17 protein-coding genes are annotated in these 18861 nt (G+C 61.7%); 8 read left to right on the top strand and 9 right to left on the bottom strand.

Going from position 1 to position 18861, the window contains the following annotated elements; translation table 11 throughout:
* Positions 1–59: 59 nt before the first annotated feature.
* Positions 60–2954, bottom strand: a complete 2895-nt coding sequence (locus tag M1B34_RS07425) for a ribonucleoside-diphosphate reductase subunit alpha (protein ID WP_123328429.1) — start codon at positions 2952–2954, stop codon at positions 60–62.
* 732 nt (positions 2955–3686) lie between these two features.
* Here M1B34_RS07425 and M1B34_RS07420 point away from each other — a divergent pair.
* Both M1B34_RS07420 and M1B34_RS07415 read left to right on the top strand, forming a co-directional pair.
* Complete coding sequence (locus M1B34_RS07420) at positions 3687–4400, top strand: winged helix-turn-helix domain-containing protein (protein ID WP_123328428.1); 714 nt, start codon at positions 3687–3689, stop codon at positions 4398–4400.
* Positions 4397–6010: an ATP-binding protein gene (locus tag M1B34_RS07415; RefSeq protein WP_268261663.1), complete on the top strand. Its 1614-nt coding sequence runs from the start codon at positions 4397–4399 to the stop codon at positions 6008–6010. Before M1B34_RS07420 ends, M1B34_RS07415 begins: the two co-directional genes overlap by 4 nt.
* A gap of 28 nt (positions 6011–6038) precedes the next feature.
* Here the strand turns inward: M1B34_RS07415 and M1B34_RS07410 are convergent, their stop codons facing one another.
* Positions 6039–6755, bottom strand: a complete 717-nt coding sequence (locus tag M1B34_RS07410; protein ID WP_268261662.1) for a 4'-phosphopantetheinyl transferase family protein — start codon at positions 6753–6755, stop codon at positions 6039–6041.
* A gap of 83 nt (positions 6756–6838) precedes the next feature.
* Positions 6839–7630: a dienelactone hydrolase family protein gene (locus M1B34_RS07405; RefSeq protein ID WP_268264775.1), complete on the bottom strand. Its 792-nt coding sequence runs from the start codon at positions 7628–7630 to the stop codon at positions 6839–6841.
* Between the two features lie 144 nt (positions 7631–7774).
* Between M1B34_RS07405 and M1B34_RS07400 the strand changes: the two genes are divergently transcribed.
* The 3 genes from M1B34_RS07400 (at position 7775) to M1B34_RS07390 (ending at position 10520) form a co-directional block, all read left to right on the top strand.
* The gene (locus M1B34_RS07400) at positions 7775–8377 is read left to right on the top strand and encodes a hypothetical protein (protein ID WP_123328424.1); all 603 of its coding nucleotides are present in this window, start codon (positions 7775–7777) and stop codon (positions 8375–8377) included.
* A gap of 122 nt (positions 8378–8499) precedes the next feature.
* Positions 8500–9177 (top strand): response regulator, encoded by a 678-nt coding sequence (locus M1B34_RS07395; RefSeq protein ID WP_123328423.1) that lies wholly within the window; start codon positions 8500–8502, stop codon positions 9175–9177.
* Positions 9174–10520, top strand: a complete 1347-nt coding sequence (locus M1B34_RS07390; RefSeq protein WP_123328422.1) for an ATP-binding protein — start codon at positions 9174–9176, stop codon at positions 10518–10520. The genes M1B34_RS07395 and M1B34_RS07390 overlap by 4 nt, the downstream gene beginning before the upstream one ends.
* A gap of 21 nt (positions 10521–10541) precedes the next feature.
* Here the strand turns inward: M1B34_RS07390 and M1B34_RS07385 are convergent, their stop codons facing one another.
* Positions 10542–11540, bottom strand: coding sequence for an AraC family transcriptional regulator (locus tag M1B34_RS07385; RefSeq protein WP_268264774.1), 999 nt, complete (start codon positions 11538–11540; stop codon positions 10542–10544).
* Positions 11541–11874: 334 nt separating this feature from the next.
* Here M1B34_RS07385 and M1B34_RS07380 point away from each other — a divergent pair, with 334 nt between their 5' ends.
* Positions 11875–13206: a dicarboxylate/amino acid:cation symporter gene (locus tag M1B34_RS07380; protein WP_123328420.1), complete on the top strand. Its 1332-nt coding sequence runs from the start codon at positions 11875–11877 to the stop codon at positions 13204–13206.
* A 150-nt stretch (positions 13207–13356) separates the two neighbouring features.
* Positions 13357–14538, top strand: coding sequence for a CaiB/BaiF CoA transferase family protein (locus tag M1B34_RS07375; RefSeq protein ID WP_268264773.1), 1182 nt, complete (start codon positions 13357–13359; stop codon positions 14536–14538).
* 33 nt (positions 14539–14571) lie between these two features.
* On the opposite strand, the gene M1B34_RS07370 is transcribed toward M1B34_RS07375, so the two are convergent.
* Both M1B34_RS07370 and M1B34_RS07365 read right to left on the bottom strand, forming a co-directional pair.
* Positions 14572–15066, bottom strand: coding sequence for a SprT family zinc-dependent metalloprotease (locus tag M1B34_RS07370; RefSeq protein ID WP_123328418.1), 495 nt, complete (start codon positions 15064–15066; stop codon positions 14572–14574).
* A gap of 158 nt (positions 15067–15224) precedes the next feature.
* On the bottom strand, positions 15225–15827 hold the full coding sequence (locus M1B34_RS07365) for a Yip1 family protein (protein ID WP_123328417.1): 603 nt from the start codon (positions 15825–15827) through the stop codon (positions 15225–15227).
* Between the two features lie 281 nt (positions 15828–16108).
* On the opposite strand from M1B34_RS07365, the gene ttcA reads away from it, so the two are divergent.
* Entirely contained in the window at positions 16109–16933 is an 825-nt protein-coding gene (gene ttcA, locus M1B34_RS07360; RefSeq protein ID WP_123328416.1) for a tRNA 2-thiocytidine(32) synthetase TtcA, read from the top strand.
* 78 nt (positions 16934–17011) lie between these two features.
* On the opposite strand, the gene M1B34_RS07355 is transcribed toward ttcA, so the two are convergent.
* The 3 genes from M1B34_RS07355 to wrbA all read right to left on the bottom strand — a co-directional run bounded on the left by M1B34_RS07355 (position 17012) and on the right by wrbA (position 18794).
* Positions 17012–17683 carry a DNA-3-methyladenine glycosylase I gene (locus M1B34_RS07355; protein ID WP_123328415.1) on the bottom strand — a complete coding sequence of 224 codons (672 nt, stop codon included), beginning with the start codon at positions 17681–17683 and terminating at the stop codon, positions 17012–17014.
* An 87-nt stretch (positions 17684–17770) separates the two neighbouring features.
* Positions 17771–18196, bottom strand: coding sequence for a DUF2069 domain-containing protein (locus M1B34_RS07350; RefSeq protein ID WP_268264772.1), 426 nt, complete (start codon positions 18194–18196; stop codon positions 17771–17773).
* Positions 18189–18794 carry an NAD(P)H:quinone oxidoreductase gene (gene wrbA, locus M1B34_RS07345; RefSeq protein WP_268264793.1) on the bottom strand — a complete coding sequence of 202 codons (606 nt, stop codon included), beginning with the start codon at positions 18792–18794 and terminating at the stop codon, positions 18189–18191. Before wrbA ends, M1B34_RS07350 begins: the two co-directional genes overlap by 8 nt.
* Positions 18795–18861 lie beyond the last annotated feature (67 nt).

The raw sequence follows: 18861 nt of genomic DNA, 5'->3' as shown, positions 1-18861 counted from the left end.
ATAAACCGGAGGTCTATCGGGGGTTCGAATAAGCGCCTGGCGGCGCTTATCGGCTCAGCTTATTGGCAGGCTTCGCAATCCGGCTCGTCGATGGCGCAAGCCTTCGGCACTGGAGCAGGACCGGCTGGCGCAGCCAGGACCGAGTCGTCACCGTGGTTGCCACCGCTGGAAACAGCGTTCAGCTTGCCGGTGTTGATGGTGGACTTCTCTGTGCTGGTGGCGGCCAGGGCACGGAGGTAGTAAGTGGTTTTCAGGCCACGGTACCAAGCCATGCGGTAGGTCACGTCCAGCTTCTTGCCCGAGGCGCCGGCGATGTACAGGTTCAGCGACTGAGCCTGGTCGATCCACTTCTGGCGACGGCTGGCAGCGTCGACGATCCACTTGGTTTCCACTTCGAAGGCGGTCGCATAGAGCTCTTTGAGTTCTTGCGGGATGCGCTCGATCTGCTGCACCGAACCGTCGTAGTACTTCAGGTCGTTGATCATGACCGAGTCCCACAGGCCGCGAGCCTTGAGGTCGCGAACCAGGTACGGGTTGATCACGGTGAATTCGCCCGACAGGTTCGATTTCACGTAGAGGTTCTGGTAGGTCGGTTCGATCGACTGCGATACGCCGGTGATGTTGGCGATGGTCGCGGTCGGTGCGATGGCCATGATGTTGGAGTTACGAATGCCTTTCTGCACACGGGCACGTACCGGCGCCCAGTCCAGGGATTCGTTGAGGTCCACATCGATGTACTTCTGGCCACGGGCTTCGATCAGGATCTGTTGCGAATCCAGCGGCAGGATGCCTTTGGACCACAGCGAACCCTGGAACGTCTCGTAGGCGCCGCGCTCGTCGGCCAGGTCGCAGGAAGCCTGGATCGCGTAGTAGCTGACCGCTTCCATGGACTTGTCGGCGAACTCGACGGCAGCGTCGGAACCGTAGGCGATGTGCTGCAGGTACAGCGCGTCCTGGAAGCCCATGATGCCCAGGCCGACCGGACGGTGCTTGAAGTTGGAGTTCTTCGCTTGCGGCACCGAGTAGTAGTTGATGTCGATCACGTTATCGAGCATGCGCACGGCGGTGTTCACGGTGCGTTCCAGCTTGGCGGTGTCCAGCTTGCCGTTGACGATGTGGTTCGGCAGGTTGATCGAGCCCAGGTTGCAAACGGCGATCTCGTCCTTGTTGGTGTTCAAGGTGATCTCGGTGCACAGGTTCGAACTGTGGACCACGCCCACGTGCTGCTGCGGGCTGCGCAGGTTGCACGGGTCTTTGAAGGTCAGCCATGGGTGGCCGGTTTCAAACAGCATGGAGAGCATTTTGCGCCACAGGTCTTTGGCCTGGATGGTCTTGAACAGCTTGACCTTGCCCGGGTACTCGGTCAGGGCTTCGTAGTACTCGTAGCGCTCTTCGAAGGCCTTGCCGGTCAGGTCGTGCAGGTCTGGTACTTCGGACGGCGAGAACAGGGTCCACTTGCCGTCATCGAAGACACGCTTCATGAACAGGTCAGGGATCCAGTTGGCGGTGTTCATGTCGTGGGTACGACGACGATCATCACCGGTGTTCTTGCGCAGCTCGATGAACTCTTCGATGTCCATGTGCCAGGTTTCCAGGTAGGCACACACAGCGCCTTTGCGCTTGCCACCCTGGTTAACGGCAACGGCAGTGTCGTTGACCACTTTCAGGAACGGTACGACGCCCTGGGATTTGCCGTTGGTGCCCTTGATGTACGAGCCCAGCGCACGAACCGGCGTCCAATCGTTGCCCAGGCCGCCAGCGAATTTCGACAGCATGGCGTTGTCGTGGATGGCGCCGTAGATGCCCGACAGGTCGTCCGGAACGGTGGTCAGGTAGCAGCTCGACAGCTGTGGACGCAGGGTACCGGCGTTGAACAGGGTCGGGGTCGAAGCCATGTAGTCGAAGGACGACAACAGGTTGTAGAACTCGATGGCACGGTCTTCACGCTGCTTTTCTTCGATCGCCAGGCCCATGGCCACGCGCATGAAGAAGATCTGCGGCAGTTCGAAGCGGATACCGTCCTTGTGGATGAAGTAACGGTCGTACAGGGTTTGCAGGCCCAGGTAGGTGAACTGCTGGTCGCGCTCGTGGTTGATCGCCTTGCCGAGTTTTTCCAGGTCGAATTCAGCCAGCACCGGGTTCAGCAGTTCGAACTCGATACCCTTGGCGACGTAGGCCGGCAGCGCCTTGGCGTACAGGTCGGCCATTTCGTGGTGGGTGGCGCTTTCGGCGACTTCGAGGAAGCTCAGGCCTTCGGCACGCAGGGTGTCCATCAGCAGGCGGGCGGTCACGAACGAGTAGTTCGGCTCGCGCTCAACCAGGGTGCGGGCAGTCATCACCAGGGCGGTGTTGACGTCTTTCAGGGCCACGCCGTCGTAGAGGTTCTTCAGGGTTTCGCGCTGGATCAGGTCGCCGTCGACTTCTTCCAGGCCTTCGCAGGCTTCGCTGACGATGGTGTTCAGGCGGCCCATGTCCAGGGGCGCGAAGCTGCCATCGGTGCGGGTGATGCGGATCGATGGGTGAGCTTGTACCGGCTCGTCGGTGCTGGAGCGGGTGGCGCGTTCTTTGGCGCGCGAGTCACGGTAGATCACGTAGTCGCGAGCGACTTTCTGCTCGCCGGCGCGCATCAGGGCCAGTTCGACCTGGTCCTGGATTTCTTCGATGTGGATGGTGCCGCCCGAAGGCATGCGACGCTTGAAGGTCGCGGTGACTTGTTCGGTCAGGCGGGCAACGGTGTCGTGGATTCGCGACGAAGCGGCAGCGGTGCCGCCTTCAACTGCAAGGAACGCTTTGGTGATGGCGACGGTGATCTTGTCATCGGTGTAAGGAACGACAGTGCCGTTACGCTTGATCACGCGCAATTGGCCAGGCGCAGTGGCAGACAGATCCAGATTTGAATCAGCAGCCAGCGGCGCGTTGGCCGGCGAGTTCTCGCGAGTTGTGTCGGTTTGCATGGGTGTCTCCACGTTCTCTATGTTTGATTGGGCACCATCTGGGTGCCCACCGTTCTGTCCTGAAGCACTACAACCGGCGCAAACCGGGCATAACCACTTCGGGACAGATCAGGAAGGGGGCTTGTGGCGCCGCTTCCATGCCGAAGTCTTGGGTGGCGAGCGCAAGGCTCGCGACCTTTTCCTGGTGGGTGACAGTCTGTTGCTGCAACACCCGTACCGTTTTCCTCTGTATAGAGTAGAAAACGCTGCCATCCGCAGGCGCGGTCTTGGTCTTCTAAAAGAGCGATTGGTTCACCAAACAGGAGCAAGAAAAGGGCTTGAGTTTCTTGTCTGATTTGTGTTTGGTCTTTTGGAGTAAAACCCTACATGTAGGGTTTTTTTTGCGACGGGCTACAAGATAATGCGTTTTGGGGAGCGATTGCAACGCACAGCCTGTGGATAAGGTTGTGTGTAAATTGTGTATGGAACCGGCAAAGCTCATGTAGGCCGCAGCCCTCCTGCACATAACCGTTTGTCACCGTTTTTTACCGTGAAAAAAAGCCGGGTGCGGATTTTTGCGGGCGCGAACCCTATCACAAAAAAATGCCCTGACTGAACCGATTTACCTGCTTGTGTGTGCCAGGGCCGCCGTTGCTACAATCCCCCGCGCTTTATCCCCTGTTATGCACCGGCTTCATGACAACAAGACGGGGGCTGCTTTCCTCATCCGTTTGGGCAAATAAGAGGTCGACCGTGGAGCAAGAAGCCTGGCAGGTATTGATTGTCGAAGACGACCAGCGTCTGGCCGAGCTGACCCGCGAGTACCTGGAGAGCAATGGCTTGCGGGTGTCGATCGAGGGCAATGGCGCCCTGGCGGCGGCGCGGATCATTGCCGAGCAGCCGGACCTGGTGATCCTCGACCTGATGTTGCCGGGTGAGGATGGCTTGAGCATTTGCCGCAAGGTGCGTGATCGCTACCCGGGCTCGATCCTCATGCTCACCGCGCGCACCGATGACCTGGACCAGATCCAGGGCCTGGACCTGGGCGCCGACGACTATGTGTGCAAGCCGGTGCGCCCGCGTTTGTTGCTGGCGCGGATCCAGGCCCTGTTGCGTCGCAGCGAAGTGCCGGAAGCCAACGTACGGCGCTTGCAGTTCGGCCCCTTGGTGGTGGACAGCGCCCTGCGTGAAGCCTGGTTGCAGGAGCGCAGCATCGAGCTGACCAGTGCCGAGTTCGACTTGCTCTGGCTGCTGGTGGCCAATGCCGGGCGCATCCTCTCCCGGGAAGAAATCTTCACCGCCTTGCGGGGCATCGGTTACGACGGCCAGGACCGCTCCATCGACGTGCGCATTTCCCGCATTCGCCCGAAGATCGGCGATGACCCGGAGCACCCGCGGCTGATCAAGACCATCCGCAGCAAGGGTTACCTGTTCGTCCCTGAAGCTTTTGCCGACCTGCCCCTGTGAATTCGATTTTCCTGCGTATCTATGGCGGCATGTGCGCTGCACTGATCCTCGTGGCCTTGCTCGGGGTGCTGGCGTTGCACCTGCTGAACCAGGTACGCAGCGAGCAGTACCGCGAGCGCCTGGCCCACGGCACCTTTTCCCTGATGGCCGACAACCTGCAACCGATGAGCGACATTGAGCGTCGGCGGGCCCTGGCGGTGTGGGAGCGGTTGCTGGGTATTCCCCTGGCGTTGAAAACCTTCAGCCAGACCGATCTCGACCTTGGCCAGCGCAACCGTGTGCTGCGCGGGCAGGCGCTGGTTGAGCAGACAGGCCCCTATGCGGCCCGGGTCTATCGCCTGGTCAGCGAGAAGGAGTCGTTGTTGCTCACCGGCGAAGTGCTGCAAATCAGCGAGCAATTGGCCCGGGCCACCATCTATCTGCTGGCCGATGAGTTGGTGCGCTACCCGGTGGCTGAACAGCCCGGGCGTCTGGCGGCCCTCAAGGAGAGCAAGGGCTTTGGTTTCGACATGCACCTGCTGCCCCTGGACCAGGCTGACATGGATGAGGACCAGCGGCGGAGGGTTGCCGAGGGCGATACGGTGATGGCGCTGGGCAAAGGCGGTGACTCCATTCGGGTGTTCGCCGGCATGGTCGGCACTCCCTGGGTCCTGGAAATTGGCCCGCTGTACCAGATGAATCCCTATCCACCCGAGTGGCTGGTGCTGATTGCCGTGCTGGGCCTGAGCCTGATCGGGCTGATCGTCTATCTGTTGGTGCGCCAGTTGGAGCGGCGCCTGCGCGGCCTGGAGTCGGCGGCTACGCTGATCGCCGAAGGCAGCCTGGACACCCGGGTTCCGGCCCGGGGCGTGGATTCGGTGGGGCGCCTGGCGGCGGCGTTCAATGGCATGGCCGAGCACCTGCAGCGGCTGCTGGCGATCCAGCGAGAACTGGTGCGGGCGGTGTCCCACGAACTGCGCACCCCGGTGGCGCGCCTGCGTTTCGGCCTGGAAATGATCGCCAGCGCCACCACCGCCCCCGCCCGAGAGAAGTACCTCGAAGGCATGGACAACGACATTCAGGACCTGGACCGCCTGGTGGACGAAATGCTCACCTATGCGCGGCTGGAGCAGGGCTCGCCGGCGCTGAATTTCCAGCGCATCGACCTCGATGCTTTGGTCAATCAGGTGATCAGCGAGTTGGCGCCGTTGCGCGCGACTGTCCAGGTGCAACGCGGGTTGTGCCTGTCCGCAGCGGATTGCGACGATGCGTGGGTCGAGGCCGAGCCGCGCTACTTGCACCGTGCCCTGCAAAACCTGGTGGGCAATGCCCTGCGGCATGCCGAATCACGGGTTTCCATCAGTTATCAGGTCGGACAAATACGCTGCCGGATCGATGTCGAGGATGACGGGCCGGGGGTGCCGGAAAGCGCCTGGGAAAAAATCTTCACCCCGTTCCTGCGCCTTGATGACAGTCGCACCCGAGCCTCGGGCGGCCATGGCCTAGGCCTTTCCATTGTGCGGCGGATCATTCACTGGCATGACGGTCGGGCGCTGATCAGCCGCAGCAAGAACCTGGGCGGTGCCTGTTTCAGCCTGAGCTGGCCCCGGCACCAGGAGAAACATCCCTAGCCGTCTTTGCGCCCATGACCGGGGCGGGCTAAGCCTTGATCGCCACCAGGCTCAGCAGTTGCCCTTCGTGCACGGCAAATTGCCCCTCCAGTTCGCTCCCCTGCCGCCACTCCGAGGACAGGTCCATCAGCAAGCGCAGGCGGACTTTGCCGTTGGGGTCCCAACTCAGGACTTCGGCGTGTTCGAAGTAGAAACGCTGCTGCACGATGGGGTACAGGGCCTTGAACAGGCTTTCCTTGATCGAAAAGGTCAAGGTGACCAGCAGGGCCAGCTGGCTGTGGGGCCCGGCATGCAGGCGCTGCAACTCGGCCGGGATGAGAATTTCCCCGGCCAGGCGTTCGGCGCGCTCACTGTCGAGGAGGTTTTCCAGGTCCATGCCCAAACCTTGCCACTGCCGTTTGTAGCCGACGATGGCGGCTGCCCGGCCGGTGCTGTGGGTAATTGAACCGCAGACATGTTCGGGCCAGATCGGTGCCCGGTCTTCACCGATGGCCGGGATGCAGTCGAGATTGTCCAGTTGCCGCAGGGCCGCCCGGGCGCACAAGCGACCGGCGAGGAACTCTGCCTGGCGCTTGGCCACCGAGCGCTGAATGCTCGCCGGCGGCGCGATCGCGCAGCGCTGGAAATCGTCCTGCGCCAGCAGCGCGGGATTGAAGTGAGTACTCAACAGGCACGTGCCGGGAAGAGCTTCGGGCAGTGGCCAGTGAGCGTCCAGTGGGGTGCAGCAGGCAGGGAGGGCATTCATGGAGGGCATTTTGCCGGGTTGCGCGGGCCGAGGGTAGCCTCGTCTGGTTCTCGCCCGCGCGGGCGGCTAAGTGAGCTTGGGGGTCAGTTGAACAGCGTCTTGAAGAATGCCTGCATGTCCGCCCAGGAGCGCTGGTCGGCGGCCTGGTTGTAGCCAATGTCCGGCCCGCCGTGTTCGCCGTGGCTCAGGCGGTCGGCGTCCGGGTTGCTGAAACCGTGTTTGGCGCCTTCCAGGGTGACGAAGCGATAGTCGGCACCGGCCTTGTCCATCTCGGCCTTGAAGGCGTTGACGTTGTCGGCCGTGACCATGCTGTCCAGGGCGCCGTGTTCCACCAGAATTTTGGCCTTGATGCTGCCGGGACTAGCGGGCGTACTGGTGACCAGAGCCCCGTGGAAACTCACCACGCCGGCCAGGGGGACGCCCTGGCGAGCGGCGTCGAGCACCACCTTGCCACCAAAGCAGTACCCGATGGCGGCCAGCTTGTTGGGGTCGGTCTGGGGCTGTTGCTTGAGCAGCGCCAGGCCGGCATTGAAGCGCGCACTGGCGGCTGCGCTGTCTTTCAACGCGGCTTGCATAAAGGCCATGGCGTCTTTCGGGTGCTCGGTATTTTTGCCTTCGCCGTACATGTCGATGGCCAGGGCGCTGTAGCCCAGGGCGGCGAGGTCCCGCGCGCGACGCTTGGCGTAATCGTTCAGCCCCCACCACTCATGCACGACCACAATCCCGGGGCGGGCGCCTTTAAGGCTGTCGTCATAGGCGTAGTAACCGATCAACTGGGTGCCGTCCGAGCTTTGATAGGGCATTTCCTGAGTCTTGATGGCAGCCTGGCTCCATCCACTGATGGCCAGTAACAGGCAGGCGAGGAATGCACGCATGGTCGTTTCTCCGGTGAAAAAGATTTCACACAGCCTAGTCGATCTGGTTCAGGGCAGGTTCAGAGACCGTTCAGGGGCAGTTCAGCGCCAGGTGTTTAACCTTGCGCCGTACCCAAAAGCCTAGAGCGCAAAAGGAAACTTCCTATGAACGCACTGAAAAAACTGATTCTTGCCTTCACCGTGGTGGGCGCCAGCACCGCTGCACAAGCCGCCGACGATACCTTCGCCAGCCTGACCCTCGGCCAGACCAGCGACAAAGTGAAAAAATCCACCCAGCTCAACAACAACCTCGGCCATCCCAATGCCGATGGGGTCATCGCTAAAGATTCGACCTGGGGCCTGCGCCTCGGCCAGCAAAACGACCTGTCGCGTTACTACGCCACCTATGACTACGTTTCCGGATCGCACAATGGCATTAAACTGCGCCAGCAAAATCTGTTGGGCAGTTACGATCGATTCCTGCCGATCACCAGCAGCACCAAACTGTTTGGCGGTGCCAGCGCCGGCTTGACCAAACTGACCCAGGAATCGCCCGGTTTCAGCCGCGACAGTGATATCGGCTACGCCGTGGGCTTCCAGGCCGGTGTGTTGCAGCAAGTGGCGCAAAACACTTCGGTGGAGCTTGGCTACCGTTATCTGCGCAGCAACGCGGCCACCGAGATGAGCGAGCGCGGCGGCAGCAAGCAGGGTTCGTTGAGCCTCACCAGCAGCGCTCAGACCTACCTGTCGGCCAACTACGCGTTCTAGACTCGCGCAGTGGCTGCTGGACGACGCCGGATCTTGCCTTGGGGCAGATCCGGCGTTGGCGTGTATGCAAGCAGGGCGCAGGGTTGCCCGCAAAGATGATGAATGTTGCCTGGGAGAGGGTTATGAAACTGCTGGTCGTTGAAGATGAGGCGCTGCTGCGTCATCACTTGCAAACCCGGCTGACCGACAGCGGTCATGTGGTCGAGTCCGTGGCCAATGCCGAGGAGGCCCTGTATCAGACCGAGCAGTTCAACCATGACCTGGCGGTGATCGACCTGGGGCTGCCGGGCATGGGCGGCCTGGACCTGATCCGCCAGTTGCGTGCCCGGGGCAAGACGTTTCCGATCCTGATCCTCACTGCCCGCGGCAACTGGCAGGACAAGGTCGAAGGCCTGGCCGCCGGGGCCGACGACTATGTGGTCAAGCCGTTCCAGTTCGAGGAGCTGGATGCGCGCCTCAATGCCCTGCTGCGTCGCTCCAGCGGCTTTACCCATTCCACCATCACCGCCGGGCCCTTGCTGCTCGACCTCAACCGCAAGCAGGCCTCGCTGGATGAACAGCCCCTGGCGCTGACGGCCTATGAGTACCGGATCCTTGAATACCTGATGCGTCATCATCAGCAAGTGGTGGCCAAGGACCGGCTGATGGAGCAGCTCTACCCGGATGATGATGAGCGCGATCCCAATGTGATCGAGGTCTTGGTGGGGCGCCTGCGGCGCAAGCTGGAGGCCCCTTCGGGGTTCAAACCGATCGATACCGTGCGTGGCCTGGGTTATCTGTTCAATGAGCGCTGCCGATGATTCGATCGCTGCGTTTGCGCCTGATGCTGGCCGCCACCACCCTGGCGGTGCTGTTTATGCTGGCGTTGCTGCCGGCCATGCAAGGCGCCTTCAGCCTGGCGTTGCAGGACTCCATCGAGCAGCGCCTGGCGTCTGATGTCACCACCTTGATCTCCGCCGCTCGGATTGAAAACAACCACCTGCAGATGCCCGCGCAGTTGCCCGATGAGCGTTTCAACCTGGCGGACAGCCGCCTGCTGGGCTACATCTACGACCGCGACGGCAAGCTGGTGTGGCGCTCGCGGGCGACCAAGGAAGAGAACATCAATTACAAGCCGCGCTATGACGGGCGTGGCAATGAGTTTGCTCGGATCCACGAAGTCGATGGGCAGGAATACTTTGTCTACGACGTCGAGATCAAGCTGCTGGGCGGCAAGAACGCGGCGTTCAGCATCGTCGCCCTGCAACCGGTGCGCGAGTACGAACAGACCCTGGAAGGCGTGCGGGAAAACCTCTACCTGGGCTTTGGTGCCGCGCTGCTGGTGCTCCTGGCCCTGCTCTGGCTCGGTTTGACCTGGGGTTTGCAGGCGTTGCGTCGTTTGAGTCGGGAGCTGGACCAGATCGAAAGCGGCACCCGGGAAAGCCTCAGCGAGCAGCACCCCCGAGAGTTGCTGCGCCTGACCGGCTCGCTGAACCGTTTGCTGCACAGTGAGCGCGAGCAGCGCAGCCGTTATCGCGATTCCCTGGATGATTTGGCCCACAGCCTGAAAACGCCGCTGACGGTGTTACAGGGTGTGAGCGAAGACATGGCCCAGCGGCCCGCCGAGCGTGAGCAGGCCTGGGTGCTGCAAAGCCAGATCGAGCGTATGAGCCAGCAGATCAGCTACCAATTGCAGCGGGCCAGCCTGCGCAAGAGCGGCCTGGTACGCCACCGGGTGCGTTTGCGCCCGGTGCTCAAGAGCCTTTGCGACACCCTGGACAAGGTTTACCGCGACAAGCAGGTCCAGGTGTCTTTCGATTTGCCGGAACGCTGTTATGTGCCGATCGAACACGGTGCCTTGCTGGAATTGCTGGGCAACTTGCTGGAAAACGCCTATCGCCTGTGCCTGGGCTCGGTGCGCATCAGTGTGCGCGACACCCTGGAGGGCGCTGAGATGTGTGTCGAGGATGACGGCCCGGGCGTGCCGGCAGACCAGCGGGCGCGAATTCTCCAGCGCGGTGAGCGCCTGGATCGCCAGCATCCGGGGCAGGGCATCGGCCTGGCGGTGGTCAAAGACATCATTGAAAGCTACGGTGCACAACTGACCCTGGGCGAATCGGTATTGGGCGGCGCGGCGTTCCGCATTCACTTTCCACTGCGCTGATCCTGCGCTGGGCTATTGGGCTCAATGTTCTCCGGCGCGATAGGCGCCGGGTGTCAGCCCGGTCCACTTCTTGAAGGCCCGGTGAAAGGCTGAAGGCTCGGAAAACCCCAGTTGTTCGGCGATCTGTTGCAACGACAGGTCGGCGCGCCCCAGGTGGTAGATGGCAATGTCCCGACGCAGTTGATCCTTCAAACCCTGGAAACTCGCGCCTTCTTCGCGCAGATGACGGCGCAAGGTCTGGGGGCTGACGTGCAATTGCTGGGCGACGCTTTCCAGGTCCGGCCAGTATTCGGTGTCGCGGCTCAGCAAGCGGCGCAAGCGGCTGCTCAGGCTGTCGCCTTCGTCCGGGCGAGCGAGCAGGTCAGCGGGCGAGCGTTCAAGAAAATGCTTGAGGGTGCGTTCGTCCTGCAGCAGCGGCATGTCCAGGTAGCGCCGCTGGAATAGCAGGCTGCTGGAGGCGCTGGCGAACTGCAGCGGGCAGGGGAACAGCAGCTCGTATTCGGCGGCGTGCTGAGGTTTCGGGTAACTGAAGCTGGCCTGCTCCAGGCGGATTCGCTGGCCGATCAGCCAACTGCCCAAGCGGTGCCAAATCAACAGCAGGCTCTCGCTGAGGAAGTGATCCGGGTCCCAAAGCTCGGAGTCATCCAGGCTTAAGCGGGCCATTTCCCCCTCGTACGTCAGACTCAACCGCGGTGCCTCTGGGAATAAGCTATAAAACAATAAGCCGCGATTGAGCGCCTTTTCCAGGGTGCGGCAGTGAATCAGGGCATGGCACATCATGGCGAAGGTGCCGCGTCGGCTCGGGCCATGGCCGAAGCCCAGGTATTCATCGTCCAGCTCCAGCCACAGCTGTTGCAGCAGGCCGGCAAATTGTTCGGGAGCGATCCGCGCCTTCGGTTGGCTAAGCAGCTCGGCACTGATCCCCAGGCGCTGCAGCAGGGGGGCATAGTCATGGCCTCGGCGGCGCGCGCCACCCAGGGCAGCGCGGGCAAAGTGACTGGCGATGGTGCGTTCGCGCATGAAGTTCGGTCCGTCCATTGAGTCGCGGATGTTAGCCAGCGCGACAGGGAGCAACAAGGCGGATATCCGCCAAATTGTAGAACGATCAGTGGCAGGTTGGCGGAAATCCGCCACCTCTGGCGCGTGGGCTGGAGGGGGCCAATGGGGCTGATAGCCTGATGTCTAAAGGCCTGTAGGATATTTCTGAACAATGGCACGAGCTTTGCGATAGAGCGAGTAGATCTGCCTGAGCGCAGCTCGACAAAACAAATCCCTCCAGTGCAGGAGGGTTCGCACTTTAGGCGTCGTGTGCATCGATGGATGGTGTACACCGAGGCTCTTGAGGAAACTTGCAATGACGACTCGTCAGCCCTTCTACAAAACCCTGTACTTCCAGGTGATCGTTGCCATCGCCATCGGCATCCTGCTCGGTCACTTCTATCCTCAGACCGGCGTGGCCTTGAAGCCGCTGGGTGACGGGTTCATCAAACTGATCAAAATGGTCATCGCCCCCATCATCTTCTGCACCGTGGTCAGCGGTATCGCTGGCATGCAGAGCATGAAATCGGTCGGCAAGACCGGCGGCTACGCGCTGCTGTACTTCGAAATCGTTTCCACTGTTGCCCTGCTGATCGGTCTGATCGTGGTCAACGTCGTGCAGCCGGGCAACGGCATGCACATCGACGTCGCCACCCTGGACGCTTCGAAAGTCGCTGCCTATGTGACTGCAGGCGCTGACCAGAGCATTGTCGGCTTCATCCTCAACGTGATTCCGTCGACCATCGTCGGCGCTTTCGCCACCGGCGACATCCTGCAAGTGCTGATGTTCTCGGTGATCTTCGGTTTCGCCCTGCATCGCCTGGGTGCCTACGGCAAGCCGGTGCTGGACTTCATCGATCGCTTCGCCCACGTGATGTTCAACATCATCAACATGATCATGAAACTGGCGCCTATCGGTGCGTTGGGTGCCATGGCCTTCACCATCGGCGCCTACGGCGTAGGTTCGCTGGTGCAGTTGGGTCAACTGATGATCTGCTTCTACATCACCTGCGTACTCTTTGTACTGGTGGTACTGGGCGGTATCTGCCGCGCCCACGGTTTCAGCGTCTTGAAGCTGATCCGCTACATCCGTGAAGAGCTGTTGATCGTGCTGGGTACGTCCTCCTCGGAATCGGCACTGCCACGCATGCTGATCAAGATGGAGCGCCTGGGTGCCAAGAAGTCGGTGGTCGGCCTGGTGATCCCAACCGGTTACTCGTTCAACCTCGACGGTACCTCGATCTACCTGACCATGGCGGCGGTGTTCATCGCTCAAGCGACTGACACCCACATGGACATCACCCACCAGATCACCCTGTTGCTGGTGCTGCTGCTGTCCTCCAAGGGCGCTGCAGGCGTTACCGGTAGCGGCTTCATCGTGCTGGCAGCGACCCTGTCCGCCGTGGGCCACCTGCCGGTTGCCGGCCTGGCACTGATCCTGGGTATCGACCGCTTCATGTCCGAAGCCCGCGCCCTGACCAACCTGGTGGGCAACGCTGTGGCTACCCTGGTGGTTGCCAAGTGGGTCAAGGAGCTGGACGAAGACAAGCTGCAGGTTGAGCTGGCTTCCGGTGGTCGTGGCATCTCCGACACCCGTGAAGAAGACGACCTGGGCGTTGCCGAAGGTCCGGCGCCAACCGTCAAGTAAGCAAGGCTGTACTAAAAAACCCGCTTCGGCGGGTTTTTTATCGCCTGGAATTTGAGCGCAATGGTCAGTCTGGCGGATGCATAGGGTAATTGCCGCTGGCGGCGCGGCTGCCTACTCTGTGGAACAGTCGATCCACAGAGGAGCAGCGTTATGCCGGGGCCGTTGGCATCACTCAAGGTTTTGGATTTTTCCACCCTGTTGCCGGGGCCGTTCGCCTCGTTGTTGTTGGCTGACATGGGCGCCGAGGTGCTGCGCATCGAATCGCCGAGTCGCACGGACCTGTTGCGGGTGCTGCCGCCCTACGACCAGGGGACTTCCGCCAGCCATGCCTATCTACACCGCAATAAACGCAGCCTGGCCCTGGACCTCAAGCAGCCGGCGGCACTGGAGGTGGTCAAGCAACTGGTGCTGGAGCATGACATTGTCCTCGAGCAATTCCGCCCGGGGGTGATGGAGCGCCTGGGCCTGGGTTACGAGGCGTTGAAGGCGATCAACCCGCGGCTGATTTATGTCTCCATCACCGGCTACGGCCAGACCGGCCCCTACAAGGATCGCGCCGGGCACGACATCAACTACCTGGCACTGTCGGGGTTGGCCAGTTACACCGGGCGCCAAGACAGCGGGCCGCTGCCCCTGGGGATCCAGGCGGCGGACATTGCCGGTGGTTCGTTGCACGGGGTGATCGCCTTGCTGGCGGCGGTGATCGCCCGCCAGCATAGCGGTCAGGGTCAGCACCTGGACGTGAGCATGACCGACTGTGTGTTCAGCCTGCACGCCATGGCTGGCGCCGGTTACCTGGCCTGCGGCGTGGAGCCTGAAAGGGAAGACCAACTGCTCAATGGCGGCAGCTTTTATGACTACTACCGCAGCCGTGATGGCCGTTGGCTTTCGGTGGGCAGCCTGGAGCCGGGGTTTATGCAGGCGCTGTGTCAGGCCCTGGGGCGGCCGGAACTGGCGGTCTTGGGCCTGTCGCCCGAACCGGGCCAGCAACAGGCGCTCAAGCAAGCCCTGCAGATCGAGTTTGAAAAGCACGATTTCGCCGAACTCTGTGCCCTGTTCGCCCCCCTTGATGCTTGCGTCGAGCCGGTGCTGAGCCTGGCCGAAGCCCTGGCCCATCCCCAATTGCAGGCGCGAGAGTTGGTCCAGCAAGTGCCTCGTGGCGACGGCAGCAGCCAGGCGCAGATCGCCTGCCCGCTGAAGTTCTCCCAGGGCTTGCCGGCGCCTCGGCATATCGGTGCCGGCCTCGGCGCTCATAGCGCGGAGGTATTGGCTGAACTGGGCTACAGCCCTGAGCGCATCGAGGAATTGCGTGGGGCCAAGGTCATCGTCTAACCAGCAGATGGTTGGTGTTGCACCTGCCGGACGTCACTCCACCCGGGTTTCTCCGCTGAACACCAAGGTGTTCCGACAGCGTCGGCACAGGTAGCGCCGCCCCTGCTTCACCAGGTTGTGGCGTTGCCCCGAGAACGGGAAATCACTGTCGGGGCAGGGGCAACGGTAGATGTAGCGGGCCACGCTGCGGCGCTTGACCTCGTAGGTGTGGCAGCGATTGGGCGGCAATTCGTACACGCCGCGCATGATCAGTTGCCATTCTTCGCCATGGGGCTGAATGCGTTCGCCGAACAGCTGGTGGGCAATCAGGTGGGCCACTTCATGGGCCACGGTCTGCTTGAGGAAGTCTTCGCTGTTTTCCCGGTACAGCTGGGGGTTGAAGCGCAGCAGGTTCTCGTGCAGATGGGCGACACCGGCTTTCTGACCGCGCAGCTTGAGGCTGACCACCGGGCGTTTGAAAGGGCGTTTGAAAAAGGATTCAGCGAGTTGGAAACAGTCTTCGACGCGGGTATTGAGTTGCTCGGGCATGCTTAACGGTTCTCCAGAGAGGGCGAGTATGCCGCAAATACCCGGTTTGCCGAATCGTTCAGGCGCCGAATGGTCATGTTCGATGACATGCACCCGCTGAAATTAGAAGGCCGCCTTGCGGCGGCCTGTATTGGCAGATTTATAGTTTTCGGAAGGCGTCAGTTGGTATACACAGGGCCGACGCCCAGGCCCCAGACGATCACGGTGAACGCCATGATCGCCACCAGCACCACCAGCCCTACGGCCAGCACTGAACTTGAGAACAGGAAACCCTCGTCCGCAGGAATGTTCATGAAGGTCGGTAGCCCTACATACAGCAGGTACACCGTGTAGCAGATGGCCGCCGTGCCGACGATCATCCCCAGCCACATATGGGGATACAGCGCCGCCAACCCGCCGACGAACAGCGGTGTCGCGGTGTAGGTGGCGAATGCGATGCAGCGCGCCAGGCTTGGGTTGGCATCGTAGGTGCGGGCCATCCAGTGGACAAACGCGCCCATGACCGCCACACCGCCGAGCATCGACAGGTACGACATGATGGTCATCCACAGTGCGCTTTCGGTGGTCAGCATGACCGGCGCCCGACTGCCGATGACCCAGCCAACCTGGGTGGTACCGATAAAGGCTGAAATCGCCGGGATCGCGGCGAGGACCAGGGTGTGGGTGAGGTACATGTGGCTGATGCTTTCTTCTTTGTCGCCACGAATTTCGCGCCATTCCTGGTCAGGGTGGGTGAAGAGTCCTACGACATGATGGATCATAGTCAGTCACTCCTGTTGTGTTGCCATCGCCCCCCAGTGGAGCGCCTACAGGCCAGCGGCCAAGTAAGGTAAAGGTCTGAACATTCATGCGACCTTATGTCGCAGTATAGAAGGGCTTGCCCAATAGGGGCGGGGCTCTTAGAGCAAATTGCGCTGTAAAACCGCCGCTTAATCGCCACCTGCATACCCCAGGCTGGCGGGCGGCCCAGGCTTTTGCCGAACCGGGGTTTTTGCGTAAAATATCTGGCTTTTCGTCACACACCTCGCGGATTTCAAGCGCCATGGGCACTCTTACGGTCAACCAGAACAAACTGCAGAAACGCCTTCGCCGTCTGGCGGGGGAAGCGGTCGCCGATTTCAACATGATCGAAGACGGTGACAAGGTCATGGTTTGCCTGTCCGGCGGCAAGGACAGCTACACCATGCTTGATGTGTTGCTGCACCTGCAGAAGGTCGCGCCGATCAAGTTCGAGATCGTCGCCGTGAACATGGACCAGAAGCAGCCAGGGTTTCCCGAGCATGTGCTGCCGGCGTACCTCAAGGAATTGGGGATCGAATACCACATCGTCGAGAAGGACACGTACTCGGTGGTCAAGGAGCTGATCCCGGAAGGCAAGACCACCTGTTCACTGTGCTCGCGCCTGCGTCGCGGCACCCTGTACACCTTTGCCGACGAGATCGGGGCGACCAAGATGGCCCTTGGTCATCATCGCGATGACATCGTCGAAACCTTCTTCCTCAATATGTTCTACAACGGCTCGCTCAAGGCCATGCCGCCCAAGCTGCGTGCCGATGACGGGCGCAATGTGGTGATCCGTCCGCTGGCCTACTGCAACGAGAAGGACATCCAGGCCTATTCCGACTTCAAGCAGTTCCCGATCATCCCCTGCAACCTCTGCGGCTCTCAGGAAAATCTGCAGCGTCAGGTGGTCAAGGAGATGCTTCAGGAGTGGGAGCGCAAGACTCCGGGGCGCACCGAGAGTATTTTCCGCGGCCTACAGAATGTGATTCCGTCCCAATTGGCGGACCGCAACCTGTTCGACTTCAACAACCTACGGATCGACGAAAGCGCGGCCTCGCGCTTCGTCAATGTGGTCAACCTCTAGGCCCTGACTCCGGCGCTGGAGGGGCTAGCAGCCCAGGCCAGGCATTGCCGGGGCCTGGCCCTGGGTTTGGCGGGGTTATCAGTGATTCACGGTGTAGGCCAGCATGGCTGACAGTTGGCACAGCGGGCGGCCGCTTTCCTGCTGCCACTGATTGAACACCTCTTGAACCAATGCCTGGTCGCGCTTGCTGCTGGGCACTTTGTCGACGATGTTCTGGGCGTTGAGGGCGGCCACCACGTCCCAGGTCGGGATGAAGGTGTCCTTGCCCACCATCCGCAGGAAGCGCGGCGCCGACAGACCGCCCATCTGGTTGCCGTGCTTGGCCAGGTACTGCCACAACCCGACGATATCGTCGCTCGGCCAGTCAGCGATGAACTGGCCGAAGCTACCGTGCTGTTTTTCCACATCGAGAATCATCTGCGCATTGCGCGGCACGCTCTTGAGCTTGCCCAGATGGCGGATGATGCGCGTGTCCTGCATCAGTCGCTCTAGGTGCTCGGCACCCATTAACACCACCTTTTCCGGGTCGAAGCCAAAGAACACTTCTTCGAAGGCCGGCCATTTGGCGTCCACCAGGCTGTGTTTCAAGCCTGCGCGAAACACCCGCAGGGCGAGGGTCGACAGGTAGCGATCAGCGCTTAGCGAGCGCAGGAACTCGGGGCTGGCCGGGCTCGGCAGGTGATCTTCCAGGGCCGCTTTGGAGCCGAAGCGGTTAAGACAGTATTCATTCAACCATTTGTAATCGTGCATGCCTGCTCCGAGAAAAGTCGTGGGTATCAGGGCGTCTGTCTGCCAAGCGGTAGCGGCGGCCAGTCCGGTGGCTGGCCGCGGCGCGACTCACGCCGGGCTGGATGCGCCTTCGCCGGCCAGCTTGCGGTTGAGCTGGAAACGCCAGCGCACATACAGCAGGGCCGAGCAGAACAGAGCCAGGCTGGCGAGCATCTCCAGCAGGCCGAACAGATGACGGTTCGGGTCGTACGCGGCCAGGGCGCCCTTGATGAAGTACAGATTGACCACGAAACACATCCAGGAGTGCCCGCGGGCGCTGCCGGTGAGCATGCCGGGGGCCATCAACAGCAGGGGCACCAGCTCGACCAGCAGGATCACCCAGGGACGGGCGCCATGCAGGTCGGCGACCCACAGGTAGTAGCCGGCCAGCAGGCCGATCAGGGCGAAGAAGCAGACCAGGCTCAGCACCCGGGCGATACGCACCCGGGGCTCCAGCCACTCCACCGCCGGCAGGACTTTCGGCTTCTTAGCCACGCTTGCTCTCCAGTAGCCCGGCGGTTTTGGCCAGGCGCAGACCCAGTGCCCGGCAGAGGGCTATTTCATGTTCGTCCAGGGGGCTCTTGCCGTCGGCGCCGGCATGGTGGCTGGCACCGTAGGGCGTACCGCCGCCACGGGTGTCCAGCAGGGCCGATTCACTGTAGGGCAGGCCGGTGATCAGCATGCCGTGGTGCAGCAGCGGCAGGATCATCGACAGCAGGGTGCTTTCCTGGCCGCCGTGCAGGCTGGCGGTGGAGGTGAACACGCCGGCGGGCTTGCCCACCAGGGCGCCCGTCAGCCACAGGTTGCTGGTGCCGTCGAGGAAGTACTTGAGTGGCGCCGCCATGTTGCCGAAACGGGTCGGGCTGCCCAGGGCCAGGCCCGAGCAATGCTTGAGGTCGTCGAGGCTGGCGTACAGTGCGCCAGCTTCGGGGATGCTCGGCGCCACGGCTTCGCACTCGCTGGAAATCGCCGGCACGGTGCGCAGGCGGGCCTCCATACCACCTTGCTCGATGCCCCGGGCAATCTGCCGGGCCATCTCGTTGGTCGAGCCGTTGCGGCTGTAATACAGCACCAGGATGTAGGGCGTGCTCACGGCAGGATCTCCAGCACGTTCTCCGGCGCCGCCGATGATGGCCTTGTCTGCGGTTTCGAGGATCGGC

The organism is Pseudomonas morbosilactucae (assembly GCF_023241715.1).
In the GTDB taxonomy this organism is placed as follows: Bacteria; Pseudomonadota; Gammaproteobacteria; order Pseudomonadales; family Pseudomonadaceae; genus Aquipseudomonas; species Aquipseudomonas morbosilactucae.
The sequence above is the reverse complement of the archived record's forward strand: the minus strand, read 5'-3'. Positions and strand labels throughout refer to the sequence as shown.

Coding starts and splice junctions, on each gene's coding strand:
- M1B34_RS07425 (WP_123328429.1), bottom strand. CDS start 2,954: ATGCAAACCGACACAACTCGCGAGAACTCGCCGGCCAACGCGCCGCTG.
- M1B34_RS07410 (WP_268261662.1), bottom strand. CDS start 6,755: ATGAATGCCCTCCCTGCCTGCTGCACCCCACTGGACGCTCACTGGCCA.
- M1B34_RS07405 (WP_268264775.1), bottom strand. CDS start 7,630: ATGCGTGCATTCCTCGCCTGCCTGTTACTGGCCATCAGTGGATGGAGC.
- M1B34_RS07400 (WP_123328424.1), top strand. CDS start 7,775: ATGAACGCACTGAAAAAACTGATTCTTGCCTTCACCGTGGTGGGCGCC.
- M1B34_RS07395 (WP_123328423.1), top strand. CDS start 8,500: ATGAAACTGCTGGTCGTTGAAGATGAGGCGCTGCTGCGTCATCACTTG.
- M1B34_RS07390 (WP_123328422.1), top strand. CDS start 9,174: ATGATTCGATCGCTGCGTTTGCGCCTGATGCTGGCCGCCACCACCCTG.
- M1B34_RS07385 (WP_268264774.1), bottom strand. CDS start 11,540: ATGCGCGAACGCACCATCGCCAGTCACTTTGCCCGCGCTGCCCTGGGT.
- M1B34_RS07380 (WP_123328420.1), top strand. CDS start 11,875: ATGACGACTCGTCAGCCCTTCTACAAAACCCTGTACTTCCAGGTGATC.
- M1B34_RS07375 (WP_268264773.1), top strand. CDS start 13,357: ATGCCGGGGCCGTTGGCATCACTCAAGGTTTTGGATTTTTCCACCCTG.
- M1B34_RS07370 (WP_123328418.1), bottom strand. CDS start 15,066: ATGCCCGAGCAACTCAATACCCGCGTCGAAGACTGTTTCCAACTCGCT.
- M1B34_RS07365 (WP_123328417.1), bottom strand. CDS start 15,827: ATGATCCATCATGTCGTAGGACTCTTCACCCACCCTGACCAGGAATGG.
- ttcA (WP_123328416.1), top strand. CDS start 16,109: ATGGGCACTCTTACGGTCAACCAGAACAAACTGCAGAAACGCCTTCGC.
- M1B34_RS07355 (WP_123328415.1), bottom strand. CDS start 17,683: ATGCACGATTACAAATGGTTGAATGAATACTGTCTTAACCGCTTCGGC.